This is a genomic window from Pseudomonas sp. Z4-7, assembly GCF_051131965.1.
GTDB lineage: Bacteria > Pseudomonadota > Gammaproteobacteria > Pseudomonadales > Pseudomonadaceae > Aquipseudomonas.
Genome location: NZ_CP071642.1, coordinates 2,758,776 through 2,774,952, shown reverse-complemented (window position 1 = coordinate 2,774,952; position 16,177 = coordinate 2,758,776). Strand labels below are relative to the sequence as shown.

Annotated in this window: 13 protein-coding genes; 6 read left to right on the top strand and 7 right to left on the bottom strand. The window is 61.8% G+C overall.

Annotated features, from left to right (window positions below; genetic code table 11):
• Positions 1-88 precede the first annotated feature (88 nt).
• From J3P91_RS12765 to J3P91_RS12745, 5 genes are all read left to right on the top strand, one after another.
• The gene (locus J3P91_RS12765) at positions 89-1,048 is read left to right on the top strand and encodes a response regulator (RefSeq protein WP_434605119.1); all 960 of its coding nucleotides are present in this window, start codon (positions 89-91) and stop codon (positions 1,046-1,048) included.
• 3 nt (positions 1,049-1,051) lie between these two features.
• On the top strand, positions 1,052-2,008 hold the full coding sequence (locus tag J3P91_RS12760; protein ID WP_434604593.1) for a diguanylate cyclase: 957 nt from the start codon (positions 1,052-1,054) through the stop codon (positions 2,006-2,008).
• Positions 2,009-2,445: 437 nt separating this feature from the next.
• Positions 2,446-3,456, top strand: a complete 1,011-nt coding sequence (locus J3P91_RS12755) for a zinc-binding alcohol dehydrogenase family protein (protein ID WP_434604591.1) — start codon at positions 2,446-2,448, stop codon at positions 3,454-3,456.
• 17 nt (positions 3,457-3,473) lie between these two features.
• Positions 3,474-5,003 (top strand): UxaA family hydrolase, encoded by a 1,530-nt coding sequence (locus J3P91_RS12750; protein WP_434604589.1) that lies wholly within the window; start codon positions 3,474-3,476, stop codon positions 5,001-5,003.
• Positions 5,004-5,085: 82 nt separating this feature from the next.
• On the top strand, positions 5,086-5,799 hold the full coding sequence (locus J3P91_RS12745) for a FadR/GntR family transcriptional regulator (RefSeq protein WP_434604587.1): 714 nt from the start codon (positions 5,086-5,088) through the stop codon (positions 5,797-5,799).
• 1,231 nt (positions 5,800-7,030) lie between these two features.
• Here J3P91_RS12745 and uxuA read toward each other — a convergent pair.
• From uxuA to J3P91_RS12715, 6 genes are all read right to left on the bottom strand, one after another.
• Positions 7,031-8,218 (bottom strand): mannonate dehydratase, encoded by a 1,188-nt coding sequence (gene uxuA, locus J3P91_RS12740; protein ID WP_434604585.1) that lies wholly within the window; start codon positions 8,216-8,218, stop codon positions 7,031-7,033.
• 16 nt (positions 8,219-8,234) lie between these two features.
• Positions 8,235-9,692: a mannitol dehydrogenase family protein gene (locus J3P91_RS12735; RefSeq protein WP_434604583.1), complete on the bottom strand. Its 1,458-nt coding sequence runs from the start codon at positions 9,690-9,692 to the stop codon at positions 8,235-8,237.
• A gap of 12 nt (positions 9,693-9,704) precedes the next feature.
• Positions 9,705-10,997 carry an MFS transporter gene (locus tag J3P91_RS12730; protein ID WP_434568715.1) on the bottom strand — a complete coding sequence of 431 codons (1,293 nt, stop codon included), beginning with the start codon at positions 10,995-10,997 and terminating at the stop codon, positions 9,705-9,707.
• Between the two features lie 78 nt (positions 10,998-11,075).
• The gene (locus tag J3P91_RS12725) at positions 11,076-12,107 is read right to left on the bottom strand and encodes a Zn-dependent oxidoreductase (RefSeq protein WP_434604581.1); all 1,032 of its coding nucleotides are present in this window, start codon (positions 12,105-12,107) and stop codon (positions 11,076-11,078) included.
• 55 nt (positions 12,108-12,162) lie between these two features.
• Positions 12,163-13,374 carry a D-mannonate dehydratase ManD gene (gene manD / locus J3P91_RS12720; RefSeq protein WP_434604579.1) on the bottom strand — a complete coding sequence of 404 codons (1,212 nt, stop codon included), beginning with the start codon at positions 13,372-13,374 and terminating at the stop codon, positions 12,163-12,165.
• A 3-nt stretch (positions 13,375-13,377) separates the two neighbouring features.
• On the bottom strand, positions 13,378-14,379 hold the full coding sequence (locus J3P91_RS12715; protein WP_434604577.1) for a sugar kinase: 1,002 nt from the start codon (positions 14,377-14,379) through the stop codon (positions 13,378-13,380).
• A gap of 152 nt (positions 14,380-14,531) precedes the next feature.
• Between J3P91_RS12715 and kdgR the strand changes: the two genes are divergently transcribed.
• Positions 14,532-15,314 carry a DNA-binding transcriptional regulator KdgR gene (kdgR, locus tag J3P91_RS12710; RefSeq protein WP_434604575.1) on the top strand — a complete coding sequence of 261 codons (783 nt, stop codon included), beginning with the start codon at positions 14,532-14,534 and terminating at the stop codon, positions 15,312-15,314.
• A 328-nt stretch (positions 15,315-15,642) separates the two neighbouring features.
• Here kdgR and J3P91_RS12705 read toward each other — a convergent pair whose 3' ends face one another.
• Positions 15,643-16,068: a VOC family protein gene (locus J3P91_RS12705; protein ID WP_434604573.1), complete on the bottom strand. Its 426-nt coding sequence runs from the start codon at positions 16,066-16,068 to the stop codon at positions 15,643-15,645.
• Positions 16,069-16,177 lie beyond the last annotated feature (109 nt).

The window sequence follows — 16,177 nt, the reverse complement described above, 5'->3', positions numbered from 1 at the left end:
TGATCGATGTACGAAGAATCTGCGCCGTTAAGTCTTGTTGGGTGCGCCTGTGTCGCTGATCCCCCTGGTTGTGTGCGACGACTCCACCATGGCGCGCAAGCAGGTGTTGCGTGCGCTGCCGCAAGATTGGCCGGTTTCAGTCACCGAGGCGGTCAACGGTCGCCAGGCGATGGATGCCATACGCCAGGGCCTTGGCCACGTGGTGCTGCTCGACCTGACCATGCCGGAGATGGATGGTTATCAAGTATTGAGTGCCTTGCGCGCCGAGGGCTTGAAAGCGCAGGTCATCGTGATTTCCGGCGACGTCCAGGACGAAGCGGTACGCCGGGTGCATGAACTGGGCGCGCTGGCGTTCCTGAAAAAACCTTTCGACGAAAACCAGTTGCGCCAGACGCTCACCGGGCTGGGTCTACTGACTCAACCCGGCCAGGCACCGCTGCAAAATCGACCGGCACCGAACGCGGCCATCAGTTTCCAGGATGCGTTCCGCGAGACGGTCAACGTTGCCATCGGCCAGGCCGCGGCGCTGATTGCCAAGGTCCTGGGCGTCTTCGTGCAATTGCCGGTGCCGAACGTGAACATCCTCGAAGTCGGGGAACTGCACATGGCGCTGAACGACGTCGGCAGCTCCCAGCAACTCACGGCCATCTGCCAAGGCTTTATCGGCAGCGGCATCGCCGGTGAAGCACTGCTGATATTCCATGACTCGGAGATCGCCGACATCGGGCAACTGATGCAGCGCGAGAGCGCCGACTATTCGGACCTGGAGATGCTGGTGGACCTTTCCAGCATCCTGATCGGTGCTTGCCTGAGCAGCATCGCCGAACAGATCGACGTGATTTTTTCCCAGGGGCATCCGCAGATCCTGGGTCAGCATGCAGCAATCGATGAATTGATCCGCGCCAACCGCGTCCACTGGAAAAAGACCCTGGCGGTGGAAATCAGCTATGGCCTGGAAGGCCAGGATATCCGCTTCGACCTGTTGCTGCTGTTCACGGAAGACTCTATCGAGCGGCTTACCCACAAACTCGCCTACCTGATGAACTGAGCCATGAGCGAATCCATCGATCTGAACGAATTCCACTGGTTGCTGGCCATCGTTCAGAGCATCGACGTCGGCGTGGTGGTACTTGACCGCGAGTACCGCGTACAAGTCTGGAACACCTTCATGGAGAACCGCTCCGGCGTGCAGCCCAAGGATGCCCAGAACCGCAACTTCTTCAGCCTGTTTCCTGAAATCGATCGCCCCTGGTTCAGCCGCAAGGTCGAGAGCGTCGCGACCCTCGGCACGCCGGCATTCACGGTCTGGGAGCAGCGCCCGTACCTGATGCGGTTCAAGAGCTACCAGCCGATCACCGGCCAGGAAGAGTTCATGTACCAGAACACCACGCTGCTGCCGCTGCGCTCGCCCGACAACCGGATCAATCACATCTGCCTGGTGATCTACGACGTCACCGACGTCGCCACCAACCGCCACCAGATCCAGGCCGCCAACGCACAACTGCAACTGCTGTCCAGCACCGATCGCCTGACCGGCTTGTACAACCGTGGTCATTGGGAAGCCAGCCTGAAAGCCGCCTACGCCCGCCATCAACGCTACGGCAATGCGCTGAGCCTGGTGATGCTCGACATCGATCACTTCAAGCGGGTCAACGACACCTACGGTCACCAGGCCGGCGACAAGGTCATCGAGCAAGTCGCCCGACTGTTGCACGAGCATGTGCGCGAATCCGACGTCGCCGGGCGTTACGGCGGCGAAGAGTTCGGCGTGGTGCTTTCGGACACCGACTCGGCCGGCGGGCAGATTTTCGCCGAGCGCCTGCGCAAGGCAGTTGAAGAGTCGCTGGTGCAGTACAACGGCCAGGACATAAGTTTCACCGTCAGCCTGGGCGTGGCCGACCTGAGCCAGCCCGCCAACGACCACGCCGAACTGATCGCCCGGGCCGACCAGGCGCTGTACACGTCGAAAAAGACCGGACGCAATCGTGTGACGGTTCACGGGCACTAATTCACAGATCCTGTGGGAAGCCCGCTCGAGATTGCGGTGTAGCAGCCAGCAGGGATGTTGAATGTGACGGCCCCATCGCGAGCAAGCTCGCTCCCACAGTTGAATGTAGTGAGCATAGTTCCCGAGGCCACTTCAGATCCCTGTGGGAGCGAGCTTGCTCGCGATGACGGCGGCATATCCAACATCTATCCAGGCCGCTAGATCGCTATCGCGAGCAAGCTCGCTGCTTCAATTTTATTGGTCTGTCCAATCTACTTTTTATCTGATTGGTCTTGCCAATATTTTTTTCGCCGTGTAGTTTCGAGCCAACATCAGCGGCGCAGCTCACTGCGCGCCTACAACAAGAAAGAGCGTCCCGGTCCCGGCAGCCGTGCGCTCACTCCCCTCCTACCGCGTGCAGCCAGCCTCCGCCTGCGCGCCAGCCAAGGCGCATCAACATGCTGACTATTGTCTGTAACGAACCCGGCTCGCTAACCGCCATCGAACGTGAAATGCCCGTCAGGAAACCGCGTGAAGTCCTGATTCGAGTCAAGCGTGTCGGCGTCTGCGGCACCGATCTGCATATTTTCAGCGGCAACCAGCCCTTCCTCGAGTACCCGCGCGTCATGGGTCATGAGTTCTCCGGAATTGTCGAAGCCAGCGACGCCTCCAGCGACCTGGCTGTCGGTGATGTCGTCTACGTGATGCCCTATCTCTCCTGCGGCACTTGCGTTGCCTGCCGTCAAGGCAAGACCAACTGCTGCACCCGCATCCAGGTCCTGGGCGTCCATTGCGACGGCGCCTTCACTCAATACCTGAGCGTTCCCCAGGAGTTCGTGCACAAGGCCGTGGGGGTTTCCCTGGACCAGGCGGCGATGATCGAATTTCTCTCCATCGGAGCCCACGCCGTACGTCGCTCGAACGTCCAGGCAGACAAACACGCCCTGGTGGTCGGCACCGGCCCGATCGGCATGGCGGCGGCGATTTTCGCGAGCCTGCGCGGGGCGAAAGTCACCGTACTGGATACCCGCCAGGATCGCCTGGCGTTCTGCAAGGAACATCTGGATATCCACGCGGCCGTGCACATCGGCGAAGGCGACAAGCAGGCCTTGGCCGAACTGACCGGGGACGATTTTTTCGACGTGGTATTCGATGCCACCGGCAACGCCCGGGCGATGGAGCGCGGATTCGAATTCATCGCCCACGGTGGCACCTACGTGATGATCTCGGTGGTACGAGACTCGATTACTTTTTCCGATCCTGAATTCCACAAGCGCGAAGCCACGCTGATGGGCAGCCGCAACGCCACCCGGGAAGATTTCCAGTACGTCGAGCAATGTTTGCGCGAGGGCTTGATTCCCGATGCAGCCCTGAACACCCATCGGTTGCTGCTGAGCGACGTGGCCCGTTCCTTCTCCACATTGCTCGACCCCAACCAGGGTGTGGTCAAGGCAATCATCGAGTGCTAGGCAACGGAGGACACCGTATGAACCCGCCTGCTTCCACCTTGCTTGTCCTGGCGTCCGGTGACGATGTTGCCGTAGCCCGGGGCGACATTCCCGAAGGTCAAAGCCTCAACGCCGATGGCATCACGCTGACCGCCCGACAACCGATTCCATCCGGTCATAAAGTCGCCCTGCGCCCGGTGTCGGCCGGCCATCGGGTACTCAAATACGGGCAGACTATCGGTCAGGCAACCCGAGACATAGAGCCCGGCGATCACGTCCACGTGCACAACCTGAACATGTCTGCGACCAATGCCGAACACAGCGTGCAGAACGTCTATGTGCCCACATTGCCGAGCAGTCACCGCGCTACGTTCGAAGGTTATCTGCGTGACGATGGACGCGTCGGCACGCGCAACTACATTGGCGTGATTGCCAGCGTCAACTGCTCGGCGACCGTCTGCAAGCACATCGCCAAGGCCTTTTCATCCGAGCGGCTGAAAGGTTTCCCCAACGTCGACGGCGTCGTCGCAATCACCCATGGCAGTGGCTGTGGCATGGGGGCCAAGGGTGAAGGCATCGACATCCTCAAGCGCACCTTGCGTGGGTATGCCGATCACGCCAATTTTGCCGGGGTGCTGTTGATCGGCCTCGGTTGCGAGGTCAACCAACTCACCCCGCTCATGGATGAACTGGGTGATCGCCGCGCTGCACTCAAGGCCAGCCTGATCATTCAGGACGAAGGCGGCACCCGAGAAGCCGTGCAACGGGGTATTGCCGCGATTGATGCGATGCTGCCCATCGTCAACCAATGCCGACGCACGACCGTAGCCGCCAGCCACCTGTGCGTCGGTCTGCAATGTGGCGGCTCGGATGGCTATTCAGGCATCACGGCCAATCCGGCGCTCGGCGCGGCCGTGGACCTGCTGGTGCAACAGGGCGGCACCGCGATCCTCTCGGAAACCCCGGAGATCTACGGCGCTGAACACCTGCTGACAGCCCGCGCCGCGTCCGCCGACATCTCGGCGAAACTGATGGAGCGCATCCATTGGTGGGAAACCTATGTGCAACACAACGACGGCGACATGAACAACAACCCATCACCGGGCAACAAGGCCGGAGGCATTACCACCATTCTGGAAAAATCCCTGGGCGCGGTGGCAAAAGCCGGCTCGACCGGGCTGATGGGGGTCTATCACTACGCTGAAAAAATCGATACCCGGGGCCTGGTGTTCATGGACACCCCCGGCTACGACCCGGTGTCCGCGACCGGTCAGGTGGCGGGCGGCGCCAATCTCATCTGCTTCACCACGGGTCGCGGCTCGACCTACGGCTGCAAGCCCACGCCCTCCCTGAAGATCGCCACCAACACCCGCCTGTTCCATCACATGGAGCTGGACATGGACTTCAACGCCGGTGGCATTGTCGACGGTGTGGAATCGGTGGCCGAGGCCGGTGAACGGTTGTTCCGGGTGATGCTGCAGACCGCCTCCGGAAGCCGCACCCGCAGCGAGGAAAACGGTCTGGGCGATAACGAATTCCTGCCCTGGCAGATCGGTGCGGTGATGTGAGTCGTTGCACTCTTTCCCACATGAATGAACACGATCAAGCGGCTATGGTAGCCTTTGCGGACTCTCAGATGGACGCCCACCCATGGTCTCACCGATCAACGCCACCGAACGCAAGCCGTACCAGAAAATCGCTGATCAACTGCGTAACTACATTGCCGAGGGGGAATTCAAGACGGGCGCAAGACTTCCCCCCGAGCGCGATTTGACCCAGCTTCTCGGGGTTTCCAGGCCGTCCCTTCGCGAGGCGCTGATCGCCCTGGAAATCGACGGCGACATCGAGATCAAGATGGGCTCCGGCGTGTACGTACGGGCCAGGTCCGGCGATGCAAAAAAACCGAGCATGACCTTGGGCGAGAGTCCCTCGGAACTCATGCAGGCTCGTGCCTTGATCGAGGGCGAGTCGGTGATCCTGGCGTGTCTGCATGGCAAGAAAAGCGACTACCGCTACCTGCAGGAATGCATCGATGCCATGCGCGCGAGCATCGCCAGTGGTCTGCCGCCGTTGGAGGATGACCGCAGATTTCATCAGCGCCTGGCGAAAATGAGCGGCAACTCCGCCCTGGTGCGGATCATCACCGCTCTGTTCGATGAACGTCACAATCCAATTTCGGCGCACCTGAGCAAACACGCGGAGAACGCACTGACGTGGGAGACGGCAGTCGTTGAACATGAAGCAATCCTGCACGCCGTGTCCACCAAGGACGTGCTCGGAGCACAAACCTCGATGCGCCAGCACCTGAGCCGCTCGGAAAACCGCTGGCTGCGGGCGCTCGAACCTGAAGCCCCCGCCGACTAGGCCACACATTCAATCCTCTGAACACAGAACTATTTGGTCCGGGGACATGGTGGAACCTGTGGCGAGGGGATTTATCCCCGCTGGGGTGCGCAGCGCCCCCAATCCGGTTGAATACGATTTGCCTGATGCACCGAGGTGTCTGTTTCAGGGGCTGCTGCGCAGCCCAGCAGGGATAAATCCCCTCGCCACAAAAGCCCCGGCGTCCTGACGCTTGCCTCGATTGATGCTGGTACCCGCTTTTGTGGCGAGGGAGCTTGCTCCCGCTGGGGTGCGCAGCGCCCCCAATCCGGTTGAATACGATTTGCCTGATGCACCGACGTGCCTGTTTCAGGGGCTGCTGCGCAGCCCAGCGGGAGCAAGCTCCCTCGCCACGGGTTCGTGTAGGCAGTTGGGTATGGTATGCACCGACGCGTCTGCACTCCTGCCTCGTTTCCCTACCGGTACCCGCTTTTGTGGCGAGGGAGCTTGCTCCCGCTGGGGTGCGCAGCGCCCCCAATCCGGTTGAATACGATTTGCCTGATGCACCGAGGTGTCTGTTTCAGGGCTGCTGCGCAGCCCAGCGGGAGCAAGCTCCCTCGCCACGGGTTCGTGTAGGCAGTTGGGTATGGTATGCACCGACGCGTCTGCACTCCTGCCTCGTTTCCCTACCGGTACCCGCTTTTGTGGCGAGGGAGCTTGCTCCCGCTGGGGTGCGCAGCGCCCCCCAAACCGGTTGAATGCGATTTGCCTGATGCACCGACGTGTCTGTTTCAGGGCTGCTGCGCAGCCCAGCGGGAGCAAGCTCCCTCGCCACGGGTTCGTGTAGGCAGTTGGGTATGGTATGCACCGACGCGTCTGCACTCCTGCCTCGTTTCCCTACCGGTACCCGCTTTTGTGGCGAGGGAGCTTGCTCCCGCTGGGGTGCGCAGCGCCCCCCAAACCGGTTGAATGCGATTTGCCTGATGCACCGACGTGTCTGTTTCAGGGCTGCTGCGCAGCCCAGCGGGAGCAAGCTCCCTCGCCACGGGTTCGTGTAGGCAGTTGGGTATGGTATGCACCGACGCGTCTGCACTCCTGCCTCGTTTCCCTACCGGTACCCGCTTTTGTGGCGAGGGAGCTTGCTCCCGCTGGGGTGCGCAGCGCCCCCAATCCGGTTGAACGCGATTTGCCTGATGCACCGAGGTGCCTGGGTTCAGGGCTGCTACGCAGCCCAGCGGGAGCAAGCTCCCTCGCCACGGGGTGTTGCTTGGGTTTAGTGTGCTGTTTGGTCCAGTTGTCGGCGCACGGCCAGTTCCACGCCGCGGATTTCTGCCAGGCCCTTGAGGCGGCCGATCAGGGAGTAGCCGGGATTGCTCTTGCGATGCTGGTCGTCGAGCAACTGATGCCCATGATCTGGACGCAGCGGCAAGCGCGGGCCGCCTTCGCGCTCGCGCCGGCGCTCTTCGGCCACCAGGGCACTGATGACCCCGACCATATCGACGTCTCCAGCCAGGTGATGGGCTTCATGAAAGCTGCGTGGATCGGCTTCCCGACGGGTCGAACGCAGGTGAGTGAAGTAGATGAACGGCGCAAAGTGCCTGGCCATCGCCACCAGGTCGTTGTCCTCGCGCACGCCATAGGAGCCGGTACAGAACGTCAGGCCATTGGCCGGGCTTGGCGCGGCGTCCAGCAACCATTGAGCGTCTTCGGCGGTAGAAAGGATGCGCGGCAGCCCAAGCAATGCCCGGGGCGGGTCGTCCGGGTGGATCGCCATGCGCACGCCCACCTCCTCCGCAACCGGAATGACCGCGCGCAAAAAATACCCCAGGTGCTCACGCAACCTGGCCTCGTCGATGTCGGCGTAGGTACGCAGCAACTCGCGGAATTTGTCCAGGCTGTAGTGTTCTTCGGCGCCGGGCAATCCCGCGATCAGGGTATCGACCAAAGCTTCGCGCCCGGCCGGCGACAGTTGTTCGAAATAGGCCTTGGCCTGCTGGATATCCTCGGCGCTGTACTCGTCTTGCGCTCCCGGCCGCTGGAGGATGAACAGGTCGAAGGCGGCGAAAGCAGTCTGGTCGAAGCGCAAGGCCCAACCGCCATCCGCCAGTTCATACGTCAGGTCGGTGCGGGTCCAGTCCAGCACCGGCATGAAGTTGTAGCAGACGATATCGATGCCGCAGCTCGCCAGGTTACGCACGCTTTGCTGGTAGTTGGCGATGTACTCGTCACGACGTCCGCAGCCGCGCTTGATGTCTTCGTGCACCGGAATGCTTTCCACCACCGACCAGGTCAAGCCGGCCGCTTCGATCAGCGCCTTGCGCGCCGCGATGGCGTCCACTGGCCAGACCTGGCCATTGGGAATCTCGTGCAACGCGGTGACGATGCCGGTCGCACCGGTCTGGCGAACGTCCGCCAGGGAAATCGGATCTTTGGGGCCAAACCAACGCCATGTCTGTTCCATGTTCTTCTCCTTGTTATCAGTTGGGTGCGGCAAAGGTGTGCAACAGGCTGTTCACGCCATCGCGGGTCAAGGCGGCGTAGGCACAGTGCACCGCATCGCGAAATACGGCCCGAGCCGACAGCGCCGGCGGGAAGACCTCTTCAAGGTCGAGAAAAGCATCGACCCGCGATGCGCCGTCGAAGCGCCCCGCAACGTCGGCAAAGGTTGCGCTCAGCGGGTCGTCGACCACATGCGCCGGTCGACCGGGCAACGGCTGCGTGCAGTAATGAATCCAGGCGGCAATTCCCAGCGCGGTGCAGTCGATGCCGCGCCCTTGGTCGAGCAATTGCTCTGCGCCGAGCAACCAGCGCTGCGGCAATTTTTGCGAACCGTCCATGGCAATCTGGCGCAAGCGGTGTTGCAGGCTGTCGTTGGCGAAGCGCGCCAGCAGGTCGCGACCGTAAACCAACAGGTCGATTCCTGCCGGCATGTCCAGCGTGGGCGCGGCTTCCTCGGTCATGTAGCGCTCGATAAAATGCGCCAGCCTTACATCGCTGACGGCCTCGAAGACTGACTCATGCCCGGCCAGCAGCCCCACATAGGCCAGCAACGAATGGCTGCCGTTGAGCATGCGCAATTTCATGGTTTCGAACGGGCGCACATCGTCGACCATCTGCACGCCTTCGGCTTCCCAGTCCGGTCGGCCAAGGGGAAAGTGGTCCTCGATCACCCACTGGCTGAAGCTTTCACAGACCACGGCGGCGCGGTCGTGACAGTCCAATTGTTGCGCCAGCCGGGCGAAGGACTCCTCGTCCATCGCCGGCACGATGCGGTCGACCATGGAGCTGGGAAATGCCACCTGTTGCTCGATCCACTGCGCCAGCGCCTGATCCTGCAACGCGGCCAATGCGCTTACCGCCTGGCGGGTGCGCTGGCCGTTGTCGGGCATGTTGTCACAGCACAATACGGTAAACGCCGGGACGCCCGCGGCGCGACGACGACGCAGGGCTTCCAGGACCATGCCGGGCGCCGAACGCGGCGCCTGCGGATGAGCGATGTCATGAGCAATTATCGGATCCTCACGGCGCAACTGCCCTGAAGAAGGGCTCAGGCAGTAGCCTTTTTCAGTGACGGTGAGCGTGACGATCCGCGTCTGCGGCGCGGCCATGCGTTGCAACAACTGCTCCAGTTCCTGACCGCCCTCGCCCGCATACAAGGCCTCGCGCAACACCCCGATTTCCCGCAGCGTCACCTGCTCGCGGTCACGATACTCCGCCACATGGTAACGACCGTCCTGCTCGCGCAATTGCTCGACCAAGGCTTGATTGGAGCGCAGGTTGGCGCTGCACAAGCCCCAGTCGCTGTCGCCGTGGCGATTGAGATTGCGTTGCAGGTACACCGCCTGATGCGCCCGGTGGAAGGCCCCCAGGCCCAGGTGCACGATGCCGATCTCGCGGGCCTGGCCGGTGGCGGGAACGCGTTGGTTGAGCGACATGGCTATCCTCCTTCAGGGATGGTCGAGGGCTGGACGCGGCTGGACGCCTGCATCGGCCTGCGGCGCGACACCTGCCACCGCCAGCGGCTTGACGTAACGCGCCACGCACAGCGCACCGATGATAGTCAGCAGGCCCGCCAGCAGGAACGCGCTGGTGAACGAGCCGGTGAACTGGACGATGAACCCGGTCAGGGTCGGCCCGATGATGCCCGAGGTGTTGGCCAGGAAATGCATGAAGCCACTGACGCCGCCGACACGCGCCGCAGGCACCGTATCCTGGATGATCGCCCAATAGATCGCGCCGGTGAGGTAGAGGAAAAACACCGCCAGCGCCACCAGGATCACGGCCGGATATAGCGTCTTCACCACCCCGGCGACGCCGATGCAACCGGCGCAGGCCAATAGGCAAGTCACCAGCACGACTTTGCGCGAGAACATGATCCGCCCGGTCTTCTTGAACACGAAGTCGGAAATGAACCCACCCAATGCCAGACCCAGGAACCCCAGCAGCCAGGGGATGACCGTGGCGATGCTCATGTCCTTGACGTTCAGGCCGTGGGCCATGGTGAGATAACTGGGGAACCAGGTCAGGAAGAAGAACAGCGTGTAGTTATAGGAAAAGAACGCCAGGGAGGTGAACAGCACCGTCGGCTGCTTGAGGTAGAACCGCAGCGGGAATACCGGTTGCGACGCCAGCTCGCTCTGCCCCTCCGCCCGCAGGATATCCTCGGCGCCCTCGCCCTCGGGCTTCTCCTTGACGAACTTGTACCAGATTGCGGCCCAGATCAGGCCGACCAGCATGATGATGATGAACGACACCTTCCAGCCGTAGGTGACCGCAATGAAGCCCACCACCGGACCGGAAATCGCCCCGCCCAGCGGCGTGCCGGACATCGAGGCGCCGAGGGCTCGCGCCCGGCGCTTGGGGGTGTACCAGTTGTTCACCATCTTGCTGGTAGTGACGCTCAGCGGACCTTCGCCCATGCCGAACAGGATCCGGATGAGCACCAGCGACGCGAAGCCCACCGTCAGCACCGTGAGGCCGCTGAATAACGACCACAGGACCATGGCCAGCAGCAACGTGGTCTTCGCGCCATAACGGTCGGCGGCCCAGCCACCGATGAAGTTGAAGGCGGCATAACCGACGAAAAAGCTGCTGAAGATCATGCCCATCTCACCCGTACTCAGACCGTAGTCTTTCTGGATGAACGGCGCCGCCACAGACAATGCCGACCGGTCGAGGTAATTGATCACCCCGGCCAGGAACAGCATGATGATGATTAAGCTACGTCCTTGACCAAACATGGTGGAACCTCCCGCTTGTTGTGTTTATTCGGTGAGGGTGCCCATGACAGGCACGATGAAACCGGTGATGCAGACGGCTCAGTGAAGGGCGCTCGTCAGCTCCACCAGGACTTTTCGGGTTTGCTCGGGGTGCTTCTCGATCAGGTCGATGGCGCCGGGCATTTCATCGAAGCTGACGCGATGGCTGATCAGGTCCTGGACCTGCAATTTGCCGCTGGCGATCAGTTCGATCACCTGGGGGAACTTGCGGTTGTTGAGCCTGGAACCGACCAGAGTCAATTCCTTCTTGATCATCTCCAACTGCACCAGATCGCTGGGCGTGGCATTGAAGCCGAGCAATCCGATGCGCCCGGCCGGCGAGGCCAGGCGCACCATCTGCGGCATCAGCGCCGGAATGCAGGCAGCGTCGACGATCAACGGCACGCCCTCGCCCTGGGTGTGCTCACGCATCAGCGCTTCGACATCGACTTGCTGTCCGTTGAGGGTCCGACTGGCGCCCAGCGCACGCGCTGTCTCCAGGCGGCTGTCAATGACATCGGTCACGGTGATGTCGGTCATTCCCAGCGCCCGGGCCATTTGCACCAGGGTCAGGCCGATCACCCCGGCGCCGTAGATCAACACGCTGTCACCCGGCTGCGGCTGCATCCGATCGAGCACGTTCAGGGCAATGGAATAAGGCTCCACCAGGGCGCCGTGGCTGAGGGACATCAAATCGGGCAAGCGGTGAGCGTTCTCGGCCGGGACGCAGACCTGCTCGCTGAAGCCGCCGTCACGGTGCACGCCGATCACTTGCAGCCGCGTGCAGACGTTCGGCCGCCCAATGCGGCAGGGATAACAGGTGCCGCAACTGATCACCGGATCGATGCACACCCGGTCGCCTGTCTGGAGGTGCTCGACACCTTCACCGACCTGCCGGATCACTCCGGAGAATTCATGGCCGGTGACCCTGGGGAAACGCACGAATGCGTTCTGCCCGTGAATGATGTGCATGTCCGAGCCACAGATGCCGGCATACGCCACATCGACCAGCACCTCGCCACGAGCGACCTCGGGGCGGTCGACCTGGGCCAGGCCGAACTCGAAGGGTGCTCTTACCTGGAACGCTTTCATCGGAAGACTCCTGGCGGGACATTCGTCCCGTTTCCTTGAATGGGTTGAAACCGTTTCACCAATGCCACAGCGTGCCGTCTTCAAGACGGTTGACCGGCAAGCTGGCGCGTTTGTAGGGGTATTGGCGGGCAAGCTCTTCATCGATATCGACGCCATGCCCTGGCGTTTCGCCCGGGGTGAAATGGCCGTCCTCGAAGCGATACGCATGAGGGAAGACCTCATCGATGCGGTCTTCGTGAGGCATGTGTTCCTGGATGCCGAAGTTCGGCACCCACGTATCGAAATGCAGGGCCGCGCCCATGCACACCGGTGACAGGTCGGTGGCCCCGTGAAAACCGGTACGCACCTGGAACAGCGCGGCGAAATCGGCAATTCGCCGCACGTGGGTAATGCCGCCGGCATGCACCAGCGTCGTGCGGATGTAGTCGATCAACTGTTCCTGGATCAGCTCGCGGCAGTCATGGATCGAGTTGAACACCTCGCCCACCGCCAGCGGCGTGGTGGTGTGCTGGCGGATCAGGCGGAAGCTCTGCTGGTTTTCCGCCGGCGTGCAGTCTTCCAGCCAGAACAGGTTGTACGGTTCCACGGCCTTGCCCAGGCGCCCGGCCTCGATGGGCGTCAGGCGATGATGCACGTCGTGGAGAATGTGCAGGTCATCGCCAAAACGCTCGCGCACGGCGGCGAACAGCTTGGGTACATAGTTGAGGTATTTGGCGGTGTCCCAGACGTGTTCCGCGGGGAGGTCGCTGTCGGCCGGTTCATAACGCTCGCCACTGCGTTTGGCGACCCCGTACGTCGTGGCAATGCCCGGGACTCCGCATTGCACCCGCACGGCCTTGTAGCCCAGCTCGACGTGACGGGCGACTTCGTCCAGGCAGCCTTCGATGTCCTTGCCGGTGGCGTGCCCGTAGACCATCACCCGCTCACGGCTCTTACCGCCGAGCAATTGGTACAGCGGCATGTTCGCGGCCTTGGCCTTGATGTCCCAGAGCGCCACGTCGACGGCGGCGATGGCCGTCATGGTCACCGGCCCCCGACGCCAGTAAGCGCCGCGATAGAGGTACTGCCAGATGTCCTCGATGCGATGGGCATCACGGCCGATCAACGCGGGAAGAACGTGCTCTTCCAGGTAGGCGACGACGGCCAGTTCGCGGCCATTGAGCGTTGCGTCGCCAATGCCGTAGATGCCTTCCTCGGTGACAATCTTCAACGTGACCAGGTTGCGCCCCGGGCAGGTAACGATGACACGCGCTTCAACGATTTTCATAAGTCAGACCTGTTCGACAAAAGGAAATGAGGACGTGCCCATGCTCGGCATGGCCGCCTGCGGAATCAGCGCGCCCCGGTACTGGACGACCTCGGCAGCCAGGCGATGGCCCCAGCGGGCGGCCTGCTGCGGATCACCGCCGCGCAGATGGCAGGCCAGGTACGCAGCGTTGAACGAATCACCGGCAGCGGTGGTGTCGATGACCTGCGCGACGGTCTGCGCGGGCACTTCGAAACGCCCCGCGGGACACTGGATCAGGCAACTGGCCGCGCCACGCTTGAGGGCGACTTCGCGGACTCCCGCCTCGGCGTAGGCGCTGAACAAGGCATCAGGATCGTGGTAGCCGAACAGGCTCGCGTCATCTTCCCAAGTCACCAGCGCCAGGTCGCTCAGGTGCAGCAGATCGCGATAGGCCTGCCGAGCCGTTTCAGGGTCGGGCCAAAGGTGGGGACGGTAGTTGTTATCGAAGACGATACGCGTGCCCGCCCGGCGAGCCCGGTGCAAGGCATGGATCAGGCGCTCGCGCCCCTCCGGCAGGAGGATCGCCAGGGTGATGCCGCTCAGGTAGACATAGTCGTAATCGGCCAGCGCAGCGAGCACGGCCTCGGCCTCGGCGCCTTCGAACATGCGCCGCGCCGCCGCTTCCCCGCGCCAGTAGAGGAACCGCCGCTCGCCGTGTGGATCGGTCTGGATGAAGTACAACCCCGGCAGCGCGTCTTCAATCACCCGGACATGCGCATCGCCAATGCCTTCGTCCAGCCAGGACTGGCGCATGGCCGCGCTGAATGCGTCGTTGCCCACCGCGGTCATGTAGTCCACGGCGACAGCGCCACGTGGATTCAATCGGGCCAGGTAGACCGCGGTGTTAAGCGTATCGCCACCGAAGGTCTGCGTGATCTCGGCATCCGGCCCGCCGCGCACCTCGATCATGCACTCCCCCACCAACGCGACCTTCAGCGGTCGGGGGAAGCGGGTGTCCGGGCCATGGTTGAGTGTCAAATCCATCACTACGCGCCTTTCTTGTTTTTAAAACGGCGTTTCATTTTTATCTCAAGGCCCGAGTCTAGTCAGATTTCCGGCCTCGTCAAGCAAAAATGAAACAGCGTTTTGTTCTGCTTGCGTATATCCTTGGGTTTTACTTTCACGTTGGAGCCTTCATGGACAACAGCGTCATTCCCAACAACGATCTGGTGTCGGCGGTTGGCCGGACCATGGCCGTGCTCGAAGCCCTGGCCGAGCATCCGGAAGAAAGCGGCGTGTCGGAAATCGCCACCAAACTGGACATGTCCAAGGCCACGGTTTATCGCTTCCTGCAGTCACTCAAGGCTCGCGGGTATGTGGTGCAGGATGCCGAAGACCGTTATCGCCTCAGCGTCCGGCTGTTCGAACTGGGCGCCCAGGCCCTGCCCCATCTGGACATCGTTCGCGAAGCGGAGCCGGGGATGCGCCGGATCAACGAGTTGACCGGCGAGACCGTGCACCTGGGGATCCTTGACGAAGGCAGCATCGTCTACGTGCACAAGATCGACTCCAAATACAACCTGCGCATGTACTCGCGCATCGGCCGGCGGGCGCCGTTGTACTGCACCGGCATCGGCAAGGTGCTGATGGCGTGGCTGGAAGAGGAAGAGCTGCTCGCGCACCTCGCGCAGGAAAGCTTCGAGCGCCGTACGGCCAATACCTTGACCAGTGTCGAGGCGTATCTGCAGGAGTTGGAGATTGTGCGCCAGCAGGGCTATGCCGAGGATCACGAAGAATTCGAAGACAACATGCGCTGCCTGGCCGCACCGATCCGCGACCGTTTCGGCCATGTGATTGGCGGGATGAGCGTTTCATTCCCGTGCTTTCGCTTCCGGGAAGAGTTGAAGCAGGACTACGTCAAGCAACTGATGCAGGCGACGCAGCAGATTTCGAGCCAGTTGGGTTGGCATGGGCGCTGATCGCCGTCGAACCCGTGGCGAGGGAGCTTGCTCCCGCTCGGCTGCGAAGCAGTCGTGAACCGGCAGGTGCGGTGTGCCTGATGCTCCCCATGCGGCAGGTTTTGGGGCCGCTTCGCGACCCAGCGGGAGCAAGCTCCCTCGCCACAGATACACCGTTGTTCTTAAGTGAACCGCATACCTGTGGGAGCGAGCCTGCTCGCGAAGACGTCAGCACATCCAACATCACTGCAAGCTGACCCTCCGCTTTCGCGAGCAAGCTCGCTCCCACAGGGATAGTAAGTGTTCAGCCTTGCATTCAGCTTGCTTCTACGTCTTTAACGCCCAACCGTTATTTCGCGAACAACTGGCTCATGTCCTTGAACGCCTTGAACTCCAGCGCATTGCCGCATGGATCGAACAGGAACATCGTCGCCTGCTCGCCGACCTGGCCCTTGAAGCGCACGTAGGGTTCGATCACGAATTCGGTACCAAACGACTTCAATCGCTCGGCCAGTGCTTCCCATTCCGCCCAGCCCAACACGACGCCGAAGTGCGGCACCGGCACGTCGTGGCCGTCCACTGCGTTGCTGTGCACGCTTTCCTGGGACGCGGTCTTGGGATGCTCGTGAATCACCAGTTGATGCCCATAGAAATTGAAATCGACCCACTGCTCGCTTGAACGACCCTCCTCCAACCCAAAGACTTGTCCATAAAAAGTGCGGGCTGCCGCCAGGTCATACACCGGAATCGCAAGGTGGAAAGGTGAGAGGCTCATCGGGACTCCAAGGACGTTTATCTATCGGGATACGCAACGGCGCGTGCAGCCCATCCTAGGCGCGCACGCACAACAAAAAAATCAATATAAATTTCTTAGAAACACAACT